Source organism: Kitasatospora sp. NE20-6 (assembly GCF_045862635.1).
Window position 1 is genome coordinate 13,410 of the sequence record NZ_BPRL01000033.1, and the last position, 14,406, is coordinate 27,815.

Annotated in this window: 14 protein-coding genes, 1 tRNA gene and 1 riboswitch; of the genes, 10 read left to right on the plus strand and 5 right to left on the minus strand. The window is 72.3% G+C overall.

The annotated features are described in order from the left end of the window. Positions 1–79: 79 nt before the first annotated feature. On the minus strand, positions 80–961 hold the full coding sequence (locus SNE206_RS22180; RefSeq protein WP_407915216.1) for a DUF2637 domain-containing protein: 882 nt from the start codon (positions 959–961) through the stop codon (positions 80–82). A 432-nt stretch (positions 962–1,393) separates the two neighbouring features. Further along, on the minus strand, positions 1,394–2,731 hold the full coding sequence (locus SNE206_RS22185) for a DUF3631 domain-containing protein (RefSeq protein WP_407915217.1): 1,338 nt from the start codon (positions 2,729–2,731) through the stop codon (positions 1,394–1,396). A 408-nt stretch (positions 2,732–3,139) separates the two neighbouring features. Between SNE206_RS22185 and SNE206_RS22190 the strand changes: the two genes are divergently transcribed. The 4 genes from SNE206_RS22190 (at position 3,140) to SNE206_RS22205 (ending at position 6,500) form a co-directional block, all read left to right on the plus strand. Continuing rightward, the gene (locus SNE206_RS22190; protein WP_407915218.1) at positions 3,140–3,649 is read left to right on the plus strand and encodes a helix-turn-helix domain-containing protein; all 510 of its coding nucleotides are present in this window, start codon (positions 3,140–3,142) and stop codon (positions 3,647–3,649) included. A gap of 291 nt (positions 3,650–3,940) precedes the next feature. Next, positions 3,941–4,246, plus strand: coding sequence for a helix-turn-helix domain-containing protein (locus SNE206_RS22195; protein WP_407915219.1), 306 nt, complete (start codon positions 3,941–3,943; stop codon positions 4,244–4,246). Positions 4,247–4,258: 12 nt separating this feature from the next. Continuing rightward, complete coding sequence (locus SNE206_RS22200; RefSeq protein WP_407915220.1) at positions 4,259–5,497, plus strand: tyrosine-type recombinase/integrase; 1,239 nt, start codon at positions 4,259–4,261, stop codon at positions 5,495–5,497. 226 nt (positions 5,498–5,723) lie between these two features. After that, the gene (locus SNE206_RS22205; protein WP_407915221.1) at positions 5,724–6,500 is read left to right on the plus strand and encodes a hypothetical protein; all 777 of its coding nucleotides are present in this window, start codon (positions 5,724–5,726) and stop codon (positions 6,498–6,500) included. Between the two features lie 335 nt (positions 6,501–6,835). On the opposite strand, the gene SNE206_RS22210 is transcribed toward SNE206_RS22205, so the two are convergent. After that, positions 6,836–6,920 (minus strand) — tRNA-Ser (locus SNE206_RS22210). A 29-nt stretch (positions 6,921–6,949) separates the two neighbouring features. Here SNE206_RS22210 and SNE206_RS22215 point away from each other — a divergent pair. After that, entirely contained in the window at positions 6,950–7,684 is a 735-nt protein-coding gene (locus SNE206_RS22215) for a hypothetical protein (RefSeq protein ID WP_407915222.1), read from the plus strand. A gap of 342 nt (positions 7,685–8,026) precedes the next feature. Here the strand turns inward: SNE206_RS22215 and SNE206_RS22220 are convergent, their stop codons facing one another. Further along, complete coding sequence (locus tag SNE206_RS22220) at positions 8,027–8,710, minus strand: peptidoglycan-binding protein (protein WP_407915223.1); 684 nt, start codon at positions 8,708–8,710, stop codon at positions 8,027–8,029. 320 nt (positions 8,711–9,030) lie between these two features. On the opposite strand from SNE206_RS22220, the gene SNE206_RS22225 reads away from it, so the two are divergent. Continuing rightward, positions 9,031–10,365, plus strand: coding sequence for a hypothetical protein (locus SNE206_RS22225; RefSeq protein WP_407915224.1), 1,335 nt, complete (start codon positions 9,031–9,033; stop codon positions 10,363–10,365). Positions 10,366–10,422: 57 nt separating this feature from the next. Here SNE206_RS22225 and SNE206_RS22230 read toward each other — a convergent pair whose 3' ends face one another. Next, positions 10,423–10,689: a hypothetical protein gene (locus SNE206_RS22230; protein WP_407915225.1), complete on the minus strand. Its 267-nt coding sequence runs from the start codon at positions 10,687–10,689 to the stop codon at positions 10,423–10,425. Between the two features lie 166 nt (positions 10,690–10,855). Next, a riboswitch (ZMP/ZTP riboswitch) is annotated at positions 10,856–10,940 on the plus strand. Positions 10,941–10,970: 30 nt separating this feature from the next. Here SNE206_RS22230 and SNE206_RS22235 point away from each other — a divergent pair. The 4 genes from SNE206_RS22235 to SNE206_RS22250 all read left to right on the plus strand — a co-directional run bounded on the left by SNE206_RS22235 (position 10,971) and on the right by SNE206_RS22250 (position 14,301). Continuing rightward, complete coding sequence (locus SNE206_RS22235) at positions 10,971–12,128, plus strand: phosphoribosylaminoimidazolecarboxamide formyltransferase (protein ID WP_407915226.1); 1,158 nt, start codon at positions 10,971–10,973, stop codon at positions 12,126–12,128. Positions 12,129–12,267: 139 nt separating this feature from the next. After that, positions 12,268–12,753: a hypothetical protein gene (locus tag SNE206_RS22240; RefSeq protein WP_407915227.1), complete on the plus strand. Its 486-nt coding sequence runs from the start codon at positions 12,268–12,270 to the stop codon at positions 12,751–12,753. Between the two features lie 121 nt (positions 12,754–12,874). After that, the gene (locus SNE206_RS22245) at positions 12,875–13,339 is read left to right on the plus strand and encodes a hypothetical protein (protein ID WP_407915228.1); all 465 of its coding nucleotides are present in this window, start codon (positions 12,875–12,877) and stop codon (positions 13,337–13,339) included. Between the two features lie 218 nt (positions 13,340–13,557). After that, complete coding sequence (locus SNE206_RS22250; protein ID WP_407915229.1) at positions 13,558–14,301, plus strand: class I SAM-dependent methyltransferase; 744 nt, start codon at positions 13,558–13,560, stop codon at positions 14,299–14,301. Positions 14,302–14,406 lie beyond the last annotated feature (105 nt).

The following is a 14,406-nucleotide window of genomic DNA, read 5'->3' on the forward strand; positions in this document are numbered from 1 at the left end:
CACCGGAAGTCACCGGCCGGGGAGGGGAGGAAGAGGGGTACCCGCCCGGCACCGTCCGACGGGCGGGCGGTAGGGACAGTCAGGCCGCCTGCGAGTCGGCCAGCTCGTCCTTGAGACGCTGAGTCAGCTGTGCGAGGCGCTCGTGGGAGATCGGGATGCCCTCCTCGCGCAGGATCTTCTTGACCAGGGCTTGGGTGATGCCGAGCTTCTCGACGGCCGGGCGGACGATCTCGACCAGCTCGTCCATCGAGGCGGCGGGCCTGCGGCCGGTGCGCTTGGTCCCGACCACTGGCGCTCGCCCGTCGGGCCGGAGGTCCTCGGGGTTGGCCGCCGACTCGTCGCGGGACGGGTCGTGCCGCTCCGGCGCGGTCGTCGGAGCGGGTTCGACGACCAGGGGCACCACGGTGGGTTCGGCACCCTCGGGTAGCGGCAGCTCGTCGAGGGGCGGGTCGTGCCGCTCCGGCGCGGTGGTCGGAGCGGGTTCGACGACCGGGGGCACCACGGTGGGTTCGGCGCCCTCGGGTAGCGGCAGCTCGTCGAGGGCGGGTACCGGCTTCGTGGTGGCCCCGGCCGTGATGGTGCCGTGGGTGAGGAGGGTGCCGCCGAGGAAGGCGAGGGCGGGCCATCCGGCGACCAGGATCCGCAGCCAGGCCGGGACGCGGTCGAGGTCTAGGAGCCCGGCTGTGGCGACGTTCGCGCCGAGGGAGGCGGTCAGGGCGATGGCGAACCAGGTCCAGGCGGTGCCGGCCGGGCGGTCGGTGGTGCGCAGGGTCCGCATCCGGTTCCAGGCGGCGACGAGCAGCAGGTCGACCGAGACGGGGTAGGCCCAGGCTTTCCAGCCGTGCTGTCCGGCGGCGTCGGCGATGTCGTGGAGGTGGGCGAAGGACAGGGCGCCCGCGATGGCGGCCTGGACGAGGACGGCGTCCGGGCGGAACGTGCGGCGTGGGCGGGTGACGGGCATGCGGAAGGTGGTCCTCGCAGGTGGGGTGGGTGGTGTGCGGAAGTGCCGTCTTTGCCGTCTTGCCGTCTCGGTGTCCCTCCCCGAGGCCGCTGGCGGGTGCGGCTTCGGGAAGAGTGTTCAGTTTCGGGACGGTCGCGTCATCCGTCTCGGGACGCGCATCCGTCCCGGTCTGACGGTCTTTGACCTGCGGTTTTACGGCAGGGACGGTTGGGACGGCACAAGACGGATGTGGTTGCCGTCCCGGGCGGGCCCGCCGCTCGCACCTGTGGCTGGGGCGTCGGCGGGCGGGGACGTCTGCCGTCCCGGCAGGGGCTTGATCCGTCTTGGCACGGAGAGCGGTGCCGTCTTGGCGTGGTGTTCCGTCTCGGTGGTAGGTGCGGTGACCTGCGCTGTTACGGCTGGGACGGCAGGGACAGCAACACGGGGGGTGGGTCAGCCTCTGCTGACCGTGCCGCTGGCCGTGCTCGTGGCGGTGCTGCTGCCGGTGGCGGGGTGCACGGTGGGGCAGTAGCGGCGCCAGGCGTCGAGGAACTTGTTGCGCAGGTAGCCCTTGCGCTGGGTTCCGTCGGGCATGCGGACGTTGCCGGAGGAGATGCCGAACTCGCGCAGCATCGCGCCCAGGCCCCGCGGGGTCAGTCCGCCCCGGCCGGTCTCGGCCCAGGGGGCTTCGGGGTCGCCGTTGAGGGTGAACAGCAGTTGGTCGGTGGCGATGCTCTCCGGCTCCCCGGCGGCGTGGAAGACGCGGCGGATGTCGGCGAGGATCCGCGCGCCGCCAGGGTTGTCCTCCTCGGTCTGCACCTCGGCGTCGACCATCCGCCGGCACGCTTGGCGGGCGAGACGCGGCCAGGAGCCTCCGGCGAGGTCGGCGACGATCACCAAGGGCTCCCAGGTGTCGGCCGCGCGGTCCTCGACCGGCATGCGCGGCTCCCAGTTCAGGGCGCGGTCGGCGAGCGGCGTGCTCCAGCGGGCGAGCCGGTCGCGGACGGCGTGGAGGGAGGGGCTGTCGCGCTTGGTGCGGTACGGCGCGACGGACTCGCCCTCGGCGCGGCGGCGCATCCGGACCACGATCGAGCGGTCCATGATCGTGTCGGGCAGGTCGCCGATCCCGGCGATGGCGGCCATGGCGAAGGTGTGGAACTTGCGCGGGGTGTGGTCGTTGCCGACCACCCGCAGCACGTAGCGGTCGCGCTGGTGCCCGGCGTTCAGCAGGCCGCGCATCTCCTCGTTCTTCTCCGCCATCTTCGGGCTGCCGAAGATGGTGTCCGCCTCGTCGACCAGCAGGGTCGGCGGCTCCTCGGTGATTGAGCGGAACACCGCCGCCGGGGTCGAGTTCACCGTCAGCACCGGCTGGTGGACGGTCTCGGTCAGCACGTCCAGCCGCCGCGACTTGCCGCAGCGCTTCGCCGGGCCGACCACCGCCAGGCGCGGGGCGTGCTGCCACGAGCCCTGCAGGTGGGTTGCCGCCACCCACAGCGTCACGGCGTCCAGGGCCTGCTCGGACGGCAGGATCACGAAGTTGGCGATCAGGCCCTTCAGCTGCCCGAGCACCTCGGGGCCCTCGCCGGCCTCGGCGTCCGGCATCGCGTCGACCCAGTCCACGGCGGCGGGCACGACGCTCTCCGCCTCGGCGGAGTCCCGTCCACAGCCTGTGGACGGAGTAGCGCGAGGGTAGTCGTGGTGGGCCCCGGGCCCGCCGGGCTTGGCGACCGGCGGCCAACCGGGCATGGAGGGGGCTGTGGGAGGGAGGTGGGAGGCAGTACTCTCGGTCATGGCGATTCCTCACTCGGCGGCTTCGGGGGGCAACCCGATCCGCCGTAGGTCGACTGTCCTGGGATGGGCGGTGGCGAGGTTTCCGATCAGCCCCCGGTGTTCGTAGCGCCGGGGGCTTCGCGTTTTCTGCAGGAGCGCGCGGGCCGCTCTCGGCCTGTTCAACCTCCCTTCGGTTGGGTTCTTCATGCTGACACCGACAGCATAGGCATGTCCGGACGCCCCCATTCAAGCGATTCAGGCATATTTTTCTCAACCTATTAGGGCATGCATGCTGGTTGGCGTCGAATGTGAAGATTTTGTGTTGACTCTATTCAATCGCTTGGAGGTTGGATGGATGATGCTGCTACGTTCTATAGGTCAGCTCGCGTCGTCGACCTCAAGCGAAGGGAGGTTGGTATGGTCAACCTCATGGTGCATCGCTTCACGCCCCTGGAGGGCGAGGCCCTGGTGGCCCACAACCTGAAGGTTCTGCGCAAGGCCGCCCGCCTCTCCCAGGAGGACGTGGCCGAGCGCATGACCCGGCTCGGCTTCAAGTTCCACCAGACCCAGATCGCCAAGATCGAGAACGGCACCCGCCCGCTCCGCTTCGACGAGGTGATCGGCCTGGCCAAGGCGCTCAGCGTCCCGGTGGGCAACTTCATGACCGAGGCCGTCGCCGGGCCCGACGAGCCGGACTACGAACTCCAGGAGGCCAGCTTCCGCGTCCAGGCCGCCGAGCAGGAGTGGAGAACCGCCCGCGACCTGGAGCAGGCAGCCAAGGCCCGGCTGGAAGAGGCCGAGCGCGAGTACGACGAGATCGCCGAGCGCCTCGCGGCCCAAGGTGTCGACGTCGGCTCCGCCAGAGCCGAGACCGAGTGGTACCCGGCTCCCAACTCGCCCTGGGATCCGCTCCGCAAGCCTCCCGGCGCCGACCAGTAGCCCTCGCAGCCAGCACCCCGTCGTGACGCGCCGGCCTCGCGGGCCCATCGTCGCCCGGAGGCGGCCGGAAACCTAAAAAGGCCAGGCGAGTCCGCCTGGCCAAGATCGTTTTAGGTTCCCGGCCGGGACCGCCGTAGTGTGCCGGTCCCGCCCACCGACCCCGTCCCTCCTCACCGCCCGTCCTCCGGCGCTACGAACGCCGAAGGACGCCGCGAAGCCCAACCCCGACCACCGCCCATCCCACCAGTCGCCACGACGGCGCGTTGCCCCGCGCCGTTGGGAGGAACCTCCATGCCCGAAACGCCCCTGTCCCTGGCGCGCCTCGCCGGCGCGCTCGACCTCACCGAGCAGCAGCTCGTCGGCCTCGTCCTGTCCTGCGCCACGGAAGCGCCCGACCCCACCCTCGTCGCGCTCACGGTCGAGGAAGCCGCTCGCCGACTCGGCGTCGGCCGGACGACGGTGTACGCCCTCGTCGCCTCCGGCGAGGTCCCGTCCGTCACCATCGGCCGTCTCCGCCGCGTGCCCGCCGAGGCGCTCAAGGAGTACATGGCCGCCCGCACCCGGGCCGCCGCTTCGCCCGTCACCCTCGCGGCCTGAGAGGGGGAACCGATGGCGAACACCCGCAAGCCCAACGGCGACTCCTCGATCTACGAGGGCAACGACGGCCGCTGGCACGGCCGCGTCACCGTCGGCGTCAAGGACGACGGCACGCCTGACCGCCGCCACGTCAGCGCCAAGACCCGCGCCGAGGTCACCACCAAGGTCCGGAAGCTGGAAAAGCTCCGCGACGACGGCACCGTGCCCAAGGCCGGCCAGAAGTGGACCGTCGGCAAGTGGCTGACTCACTGGATCAAGGAGATCGTCCCCGGCACCGTCAGCGAGAACACCTACAACGGCTACGAGGTCGCCGTCCGTGTCCACCTCGTCCCGGGCGTCGGCGCCCACCGCCTGGAGAAGCGCGAACCCGAGCACCTGGAGCGCTTCTACAAGCGGATGCAGGCCAACGGCAGCGCAGCCGGTACCGCGCACCAGGCCCACCGCACCGTCCGCGTCGCGCTCGCCGAAGCCGTTCGGCGCGGCCACCTGACCCGCAACGTCGCCACCGTCGCCAAGGCCCCGAAGCTCGAAGAGGAGGAGATCGAGCCCTACGAGGTCGAGGAGGTCCAGGCGCTCCTGGATACGGCCCGCCAGCGCCGGAACTCCGCCCGCTGGATCTTCGCCCTCGCGCTCGGCCTGCGCCAGGGCGAGGTGCTCGGACTCCAGTGGAAGGACGTCGACTTCGACCGCGGCATCGCCTGGGTCCGACGAGGCCGCCTCCGGCCCAAGTACGCGCACGGCTGCGGCGACCGCTGCGGGCGCAAGCCCGGCTTCTGCCCGAAGAAGGTGGCCGTCCGCCGCGAGACCAAGGACACCAAGTCCTGTGCCGGCCGCCGCCCGGTCCCGCTGCCCGAACCGCTCGCCGTCGTCCTCCGCCACCAACAGGAGGAGCAGGACCGCGAGCGCGCCCTCGCCCGCGACCTCTGGGCGGAGAAGGGCTACGTCTTCACCGACGAGACCGGCCAGCCCCTCAACCCCAGCACCGATTACCACCACTGGAAGCGCCTGCTGCGCGAGGCCGGCATCCGCGACGGCCGCCTCCACGACGCCCGCCACACCGCCTCGACCGTCCTCCTCCTGCTCGGCGTGCCCGAGCGGATCGTCATGGCGATCATGGGCTGGTCCTCGGCCTCGATGGCCAAGCGCTACCAGCACGTCACCGACCCGATGCTGCACGACGTCGGCCAGAAGATCGGTGGTCTGCTCTGGGGCGGAGCGGTCGGCGAACTCGACGAGGAGGTCATCGCTTAACGGCGGTGCCTCGTTCGGGATCGATCTCTGGGCAGCGCAGCCGCGTATGCGCTGGCTCGTGTGCCAACGGGTGCTGCTACGGCAGTGTCGACGGGATCTCCGCCGACGCTGCCGTAGCAGGCCGCCGAACTCTGGGGGGCGAAGGCAACCCAACGAGCGCAGCGAATCGGGCCCGAATCAACCTGATTCACATCTCGGCGGCGGCGTACTGCACTACCTTTCGGCCATGGAAACCTCGGACTGGATCTCCATCGGTGCCGCAGTAATCGCGGTTGCGACTGCTTACTTCGCAAACAGGCGCACCAAAGAGGCCAACGGCACGGCCGCCCAGGCCTTGGTCGTTGCGAGGGATGCCCGTGCAGACACGGCGAAGTCCCGCCTGACCGCGAACGCCCCAAAGGTCCGTGTTTCGCCTGGGCAGGTCGAGTGGCCGCCCCTTCGACGTGTAACGGTGACTGCTGACAGCCCCGGCCTGCCGTACCCCGGCGATACGACCTTCCACACCCCTCGCGACAACGACGAGCAAATCGGCCTGCGCTTCCAGGTGGAACTTCGTAACGAAGGTGCCACTGCTGAGGTCGGGATCAACGGTTCGGTCTCGCCGAACGACTCTCACTTCCTTGAAGTGCGCCAGAACGGTCGGATCACACTTCAGGCTGGCACGACAGAGGTAATCACGTTCGAGGAGTACCGACCGCTTACCGACTGGATCACCGTCTTCAAGCAGCGAGCCACTGGCCAACCCGGCACTGTCGACCTGATCGCATGGTTTGGGTGCGACGATGGCCACGACGAAGGAGTGATCGTCTCCACAGCCGTGCGAGTGACCTGTATCGGCCTGGCGCCTGTTCAGAACGTCGACAGCGCATGGAACATCCCTGGGCATGGCGCGGCGGTGGGCGTTCCGTGGCCTCCCACTCGTGTCTTTGTCGAGCCGTCGAAGACCACGTACTGGGCATCTAAGTTGCGCAACGAACCAGCTGACTTCGTTGCCCAGAGCTGATTGGTTGAGCGATCTGGGGCCACGCGCTGCTGCCGCGCGGCAACCCATTGGGGAACGCTGGCTACAGGCCCAACCGCTCAGTCAGCGAGCTGCAACCTGACGGTGCGGAAGAAGCGCGACAGGCACCAAAGGCAGCCGGGGCGGCCGCCAGCGTAGATGGGTAGGCGGCACTGATCGAACAACAGGCGTACGCCCTCCGCGTCATTGCGGGTAGCGCGGAGGGCGGGCGTTCAGCGAGGCCCAATCCGCGACTGAGACCAAAACTGAGACCAGGGAACGACGAAGGCCCCGACCGCTGAGCGGTCGGGGCCTTCGTTATGGCTGGTCAGCCACGGCGGAGGATACGAGATTCGAACTCGTGAGGGGTTGCCCCCAACACGCTTTCCAAGCGGGCGGATGTCGCCCGACCCGAAAACCCCCTGTGGGGCAAGCCCCGGTACGCTGGGGCGGTGCTGCTCCCCGCCGTCCCGCGCACCCGCCTGCGTTCCGTCGACCGGCAGGCTGTCGACACGCCGTTCGGCCCGCTGACCTTCACCACGACCATCGGGAACACCGGCCTTCCCCTGCTGTCCGATGAGCTGTTCGAACTCCCGGGCGGCCGTACGCTCGCCCGCTGGAGCCGTCCCGCGGCCCGCGTCGAACTGCTGCTGACCCCGTACGATCCCCGGCTCGACCCCGGGCACTGGGGGCCGTTGACCGCATGCCGCGCGGCGGTCTGGCGGATCGACGCCCTCGCGCCGCTCGGCCGTGTGCAGTTCTCCGCAGGGCTGCCGGAACGGCTTCCGGAGGGTGCGGACGGAGGGTATGACGGGGGACAGGCACTGGCCGCGATCACGGTGGAGGACGAGAGGACCCGCCTCACCGTCGGCGGCCATGACGAGGAAGCGATCTGCCGGGCGGCCGACACGGGCGAGGTGCCCCGGCGATGGGCGGCGCTGACCGACCAGGTGCACAACCACTCGTTCAGCGCGTGGGGCGTGGACTTCGGCCACAACGGCATGTCCTGGACGCTGCCCCCGCTGGAGACGGGCGACCACTGCGAACTCCCGGTGGTGGCCGCCTGGGCCCCGAGCACGGACGAGACCGCGAACACCTGGTACGCCGTCATGTCATCGCCGACGGTGCTGCTGCGGCAGGTCACTGCCGGGCCGGCAACGCGGGCCGACGCTCCGGAGGAGAGCTGATCACGGTCCGAGCCGGAGTCGGATCGACGCGACGGTCACGGTGCCGTGGAAGACGCGGGTGCTTCCTGTGTCGGGGCACGAACCCCGTCTCGGCCGGGTTGCGCTCGACGGCTGTTCCGACAGGTGCGAACCCTGCCGTTCCCGTGCCGGAGTGTCTGCCCTCGGCTGCCTGCCATCAACCCGGCCGTCGCCCTCGACCTGCTCACCGTCTGTGGCGCACCCTGGGGGCAACGCGAGACGTGACCCGGCAGCCGCCACGTGCCCCCGCTCCGGCGGGCGAGGCGGCCGCGAAGGGCCTGCGAAAGGCCCGCAGGGCGTCCCGGACCGGCCGGCGGACGGCGGTCAGCCCTCCATCGAGCGACGGGTCTGGGGGCCGTAGACCCCGGCCGGGTCGCCGGTCAGGCCGCGGTCGTGCTGGAACTGCGTGACGCCGCGGACGGTGGCCGCGTCGAAGACCGCGGTGCGCGAGACGTACGTGAAGCCCTGGCCGAAGAGCAGCTGCTGGAGGCGGGCCACTGCCGGCCCGCTGTCGCCCTGCCGCAGGACGCCGTCGGCCGGGGCCGTCGCCGTGGTGGTGGAGCTGGTCACCGGTGCCGTGCTCGCGGCCGCGTCCGTCGCGCCCGGGGTGCTTCCGGTCGGTGCCGGGCTCGCGGTCGTCGCGCCGGGGGAGACGGCGGCCGCGGGGGTGGCCGACGTCCGGGACGCGGTGGCCGGTGCGGTGCCCGCGGCTGCGGGGAGCGGCCCGTCGGTGGCCGCGGACGCCCCCGGTGCGGCCGGCTGCGTCTGCGGGCCGGGGCCGTCCTCGCCGGGGACGAGCAGCAGCGCCAGGCCGGCGCAGACGGCTGCGCCGGCGAGCAGGGCCGGCAGGAGGCGCCGACGGCCCGGGCGCTGCGCGCGGACCGGGTCCGCCGCGGGCGGGAGGTCGGTGAAGAGGTCGGCGGCGCCGGTCGGCGGGCCCGCCTCCGGCGACGGCTCGGCGGGGGCCTGCGGTGCGTAGGGCCGGACGAGATCGTCGTGCGGGTGCAATGGCGTTCCTCGTGGTGCGGGCGGGCTGGGGCACATCATGCCCTGCGCCGTTCCCGGGGCCGCGCCGGGGTGGGTGCCGTATGTGCCCGGCGCCCGCGGCCCGGCCCGGCGGACCGCCAACCCGCCGGAGAGCAGGCCGAGTCGGCGCCGACAGCGCGTCGGAGGCGCGTCGGAGGCGCGGGCCGTGCCCTGCGTCCGTTCGGTCGCTCTCTGTGCAAGGATGCATCCGCACCGTGACGATGCCGGTACGAACGGATTCCGCCGCGGTGCCTGTCCCCACCCCTGCGCGCCCCGCGCGCAGCCGAACGAAGGCTCTCACCATGGCTCAGAAGGCCGAGATCCACGTCAGCCGCAGTCTGACCGAAGGACTCACGGAGGCGTCCCCCTCCCAGCTCGCCGAACTCGCCGCAACCCTGCCCCAGCACGTCTGGTTCGCCTCCGCCGCGCCGGCCGCCGAGGACGGCGACGCCCCGGAGCCCACCTTCACGTGGCCCCTGCACGGCGCCTACTCCCACAAGGGCAAGGTCGCCACGGGCACGGCCCACGTCCACCTCGCACCCGGCCACCGGAACCTCGAACGGCCGCTGATCCTCGCCGACGGCTTCGACTACGGCCCGAGCAACCTGCCCGGGCTCTGGAAGCACTTCGACGCGGCGGAGGGCGGGCACTTCCTCACCCGGCTCGGCGAGGCGGGCATCGACGTCATCCTGCTCGGGTTCGAGGAGCGCCACACCTACATCCAGGCCAACGCCGGCGTCGCCACCGCCTGCATCCACCGCGCCATCGCCGAACAGGTCGGCAACGCCCCGCTCGCCGTCGGCGGCGTCAGCATGGGCGGCATGATCACCCGGTACGCGCTGGCCCGCATGGAGGCCGAGGAGGTGGACCACCGGACCGGCATCTACTTCTCGTGGGACACCCCCCACAACGGCGCCTGGATCCCGCTGATCCTCCAGCAGATGGCGTACTTCTTCGAGGACTTCACCCCGGCCGAGCCGGACCGCCCCAAGCAGGCCGAGCTCATCCGCAGCGAGGCCGCCCAGCAGCTCCTGTGGGCCTGGGTGGAGAACTCGAAGTACGAGGGGCCGGTGGCCACCGCCAGTCAGCTGCGCACCGACTTCCTGGCGGAACTTGCCGGGTACGGCTCGTTCCCGGCGCGGCCGCTCAAGCTGGGCGTCGCCAACGGCCACGGCGAGGGCGTGGGGCTGAAGCTGACGCCCGGCGAGATCGCCTTCGACTGGAAGGACCGGTACAACACCGCCAGCGCCACCGCCCGCGTCCAGCCCGACAAGGGGGTGAAGCAGCCCATCGGCGGCATGCACATCGCGCTGACGGTCCGCCGCAGCTCCACCACGGCGGTCCCGGCCCTGGACGGCGCTCCCGGCGGCACCCTGCCCTCCTTCGGGCTGGTGGCGAAGGCCCTCGGCATCGAGGTGGACGAGCGGTTCACCAACACCTGTTTCGTGCCCGGCGTCAGCGCCGTCGCCCTCGACTTCGACCCGGCCGTGTGGGACGTCGACCTGGAGACCGACCTGACCTCCGTCGACCCGGGCCGCGTCGCCCTGGACGACTTCCTCTGCGACACCGAGAACTCCCCGCACAGCGCGCCCCGGCGCGCGCTGACGGACTGGCTGTTCGACCACGTCACCCGCTGAACACGGGCCCGCGGCACCGCCGTTCCGGAGGCGGTGCCGCGGGCGACGTCGGCAGGGTCAGGCCCACTCGCGCCGCCCGAGGGCGTACGCCACGGCCCCGTACACCACGGCGGGTATGCCGTAGTCGGCGAGGGTGCGCGCGGTGGAGCCGTCGGGGGAGAAGAGGCCGCGGGACCAGCCCGAGAGCCAGTCGGCGGCGTCGTGGAACCAGTCCGCGATCGGGTTGCCGGGGTTCGCCCCCGACAGGTCCAGGACGATCCAGACGGCCAGAATCAGTGTGGCGACACCCGCGGCGATGCGCAGGACGTGAACGAGTGCTCTCATGGCCGTCGTCTTGCACGATCCGCCGCCGCCAAACGTGGCGGACGGCGCCCTGTTCGAGCGCCCCGCGGCCCGCAGACCGTCCGTCGGCGTCCACCCCCCATGGGGCGGGCGGCCCCTGCGCATCTGCAGCCTGACATCTCACCGCCTCGCGCCCGCCGGTACAGTTGCGCCCGGCCGCAACTGGCGAGGGTGGACAACCACCGGGGAGCGGCCCTGTTCCGATGCGAGCGTCGACCGCCTGGGCGCCTCCGTCAGCGATGTCGCGCTGAGGAGGACACACGGTGGAACTGCGTTACGGGATGAACCCGCACCAGGCAGCGGCGCCCACCGCGCCGGTGAACCCCGACAGGCGGCCGGTCCGGGTCCTGCACGGACAACCGTCGTTCATCAACATGCTCGACGCGCTCAACGGCTGGCAGCTCGTGCGCGAGGCGAGCCGGTCGCTGGGTCGGCCGGCAGCCGCTTCCTTCAAACACGTCTCGCCCGCCGGCGCGGCTGTGTCCGGACCCGTCGACGAGGTCACCGCGGAGCTCTACGGAGTCGATGGCGACAGCGTCGGCACCCTGACCAGCGCCTACCTGCGCGCCCGCGACGCTGACCCGAAGTCCTCCTACGGCGACTTCGCCGCACTGTCCCACCCGGTCGACACCGAGCTCGCCGAGCTGCTGACGAGCGTGGTCTGCGACGGCGTCATCGCCCCCGGCTACGCGCCGGGCACCGTCGAGAGACTCGGCAGGAAGAAGAACGGTCGCTTCCTGGTCATGGAGGCGGACGAGACGTTCGCACCCCCGACGTACGAGGCGCGGGACGTCTTCGGCCTGCGCCTGACCCAGGACCGCGATCAGCTGCCGCTCACCGCCGCCCTGCTCGACCGCGTCGTGGGCGGTGCCCTGCCGGCGACCGCCGTGGACGACCTCCTGCTGGGGATGGCGGTCCTGCGCTACACCCAGTCCAACTCGGTCTGCTACGTGCGGGGCGGGACGACCCTAGGAATCGGGGCGGGTCAGCAGTCCCGCGTCGACTGCACCCGCCTTGCCGGGGCCAAGGTCGACACCTGGTGGCTGCGGCGCCACCCGGCAGTCCGCGCTCTCACCTTCAGGCCGGGCATCCGCCGCCAGGACCGGATCAACTGGCAGATCCGCTTCATCGAGGGCGATCTCACGCCGGACGAGAGCCGGCGCCTGGCGCAGGTGCTGTCCGTACCTGCTGATCAGCTGGACCCCGATCAGCGTGCGCAGTGGAGGCGACGCCTGGCCAGCCTCGCCTTCGTCTCCGACGGAGCACTGCCGTTCCGTGACAACGTCGACCACGCCCACCGCCACGGCGTCGGCTACATCGCCGAGCCGGGCGGATCGATCAGGTCCGACGAGGTCGAGGACGCCTGCCGTGAGCACGGGATCACGCTCGCGCGCACCGGCCTCAGGCTCTTCCACCACTGACCGTGTCAGGGGTCACGCGGACCCGGTGTGCGGCGTCCGGGAGGGACCGGCCGCGTTCCCGTGCGGGATAGGGTGAGCCGGTTGTTCGGCCGGAGGGGGAGAGATGGTCCGGATCCGTCGTGCAGTCCTGGGAGTTGCGGTGGGCGGGCTGCTGACAGGGCTGACGGGTTGTACGGTCGCCGAGGGGGCGGTCAGCGGCGTCACGGTCACCGAGGACGGCCGCCCGATCGGCATGGTGATGGTCTGTCACCGCCGCATCGACGGGGCCACGCTGTACACCCACGATGACGCGAGCGGCACCAGCGGCCGCATCATGGGCCGCTGGAAGCACGACGGGCCGCTGACCGGGTACGCCCCGCTGCCGCTCGACGGCGGCGACGGCTGGACGCCCGAGCAGCCGCTGCAGCCCCTGGAAGCGGGCCGCACCTACACGCTCTACGGGTGGACCGAGGACAATTCCTCGTCGGCGAGCCACGTCTCGTTCACCCTCGCCGACCTGGCCGCCCTCACTCCCGGGCGGGTGCGGTACTTCGTGGGCGCCGAGTACGGCGGGGACGCCGACGGCTTGACGACGACCTCGCTGGAGGAGTTCCAGGCCCACGCCTGCGACAACGTCGGCTCCTGACCCCGGTGCGCACCCGGCGTACTCCCGTGCGCCTGCCGAAAGCCGGGCACCGCGACGGGAGGACGTGGCAGGGTGGGCGCGGCGGCAGGCGCCGTCGAGGCAGGCCGGGGGAGGGGACGCCGTGGTGCGAAGAGGCGAGCTGAGACGCAGGCCGGGCCCGCGGTCCGGCCACCGGGTGCCGTCCGGCATCCCGGAGGACGGGCCGGCCCGCGGGATCGGCGACCACCGCGTCCTCCTGTCACGCCCGCACATCGACAGCCGGCTGGTGGTGGCCTGCGAGACCTGCGGGGTGTCGATCCCGTACCGGGTGCTCGGCCGGACGGCGACCCGGGTGTGGCGCTGCGTCTGGCTCGCGCTGGCGCTCGCGGGCACGGTGGTGGCGGTGTACGGCCTCGGCCGGGCGTTCGTCGTCGGCGGCCAGGTGCTGGAGGAGGGCGCGCCCAACCCGCTGGACAGGCTGCTGCCGTCGGTCGTGGGCGCGGTGGTGGTCGGCGTGTTCGGGTGGGTGCGGTGGCGGCGCGAGGACGGTGTGCGGCAGCGCCGCCGTCCGAAGGGGCACCGCGGGCACCGGCTGAGGCGCATCTGACACGGCGCCGTCCCCCGCGGCGCCGTCCCCCCGCGGTGTCGTTCCCGCGATGTGGTCCCCCGCGGTGGGGTCCTCGGCGCGGCCGGTCGCACCGGGCGGCGCGGAGCCGTAGCCTCGGGGGCCTGGACCGTCCACCGCGGGAAGGCGGGTGTGGTGATGGCACCGGCGTCGCCGGCCGACGTGACCGGCACCCCTCCCGGCCGCGGGTAGGCGCCGCGGTGACCGCCGGGCAGCCCTCGGGGCACATCCGGTACGGCGTGTCCGCGGAGTTCTACGACCTGCTGCAGGCGGAGGACGACCGCCGGGCCGCCGAGCGCCGCTTCACCGCGGCGGCCCGCGCCGCGAGGACGGGGGTGCTCGACGCGGGTGCCGGCACGGGCATCGTGACCGAGACGCTGGTGAAGGCCGCCGCTGCTCCGGTGCACGCCGTCGAGCCGTCGCCCGCCATGCGGATCGCCCTGCTCGCCCGGCTGGCCCGCCTCGGCGCCGACGAGCGGGCCCGCGTCACGCTGTACCCGGAGACCGTGGGTGCCTGCGGCCTGCGGGAGGCCGTCGACCTCGCCGTTGCCTCGAACCTGGTGGCCACCCTGCCGCCCGCGGAACGCCGGGCGACCTGGCGGGCCCTGGCCGCCGCACTCGTGCCGGGCGGCCTGCTCCTCTTCGACCCGCCGCCCGTCGGCGTGCCGGACGGCGAGGAGAGCCGCGAACTCCCGCCCGCCAGGCTCGGCACCGACGTGTACGCCGCCCGGCTGACCCGCACCCCGGACCGCGGGACCGTCGCCGTCCGGTACGACTACCGGGTGGAGCGCGGCGGCGTGGTGGTGCGCGAGGAGCACGAGACCTTCCGGCTCTGGCCCGTGGAGCCCGCCGTCCTCGCCGAGGAGCTGGCCGAGGCCGGTCTCCGGCCCGCCGACACGCCACACCCCGACCTCACCGCCGCCCGGCGGCCGCCCCACGGGTGACCGGCGGGCCGGGGGCCTGTATCGGCGCGTCCACGCGCAGGCCGGAGGGGGTGCCGTGCGGACACGGCACCCCCTCCGGCTCTGTTCCCGCTCCGCCGTGCAGCC

Bases quoted from the DNA above. Each gene is read 5' to 3' on its own strand.
- SNE206_RS22190 (WP_407915218.1), top strand. From the start codon at position 3,140: ATGGTGCATCGCTTCACGCCCCTGGAGGGCGAGGCCCTGGTGGCCCAC.
- SNE206_RS22205 (WP_407915221.1), top strand. From the start codon at position 5,724: ATGGAAACCTCGGACTGGATCTCCATCGGTGCCGCAGTAATCGCGGTT.
- SNE206_RS22180 (WP_407915216.1), bottom strand. From the start codon at position 961: ATGCCCGTCACCCGCCCACGCCGCACGTTCCGCCCGGACGCCGTCCTC.
- SNE206_RS22225 (WP_407915224.1), top strand. From the start codon at position 9,031: ATGGCTCAGAAGGCCGAGATCCACGTCAGCCGCAGTCTGACCGAAGGA.
- SNE206_RS22195 (WP_407915219.1), top strand. From the start codon at position 3,941: ATGCCCGAAACGCCCCTGTCCCTGGCGCGCCTCGCCGGCGCGCTCGAC.
- SNE206_RS22200 (WP_407915220.1), top strand. From the start codon at position 4,259: ATGGCGAACACCCGCAAGCCCAACGGCGACTCCTCGATCTACGAGGGC.
- SNE206_RS22230 (WP_407915225.1), bottom strand. From the start codon at position 10,689: ATGAGAGCACTCGTTCACGTCCTGCGCATCGCCGCGGGTGTCGCCACA.
- SNE206_RS22185 (WP_407915217.1), bottom strand. From the start codon at position 2,731: ATGACCGAGAGTACTGCCTCCCACCTCCCTCCCACAGCCCCCTCCATG.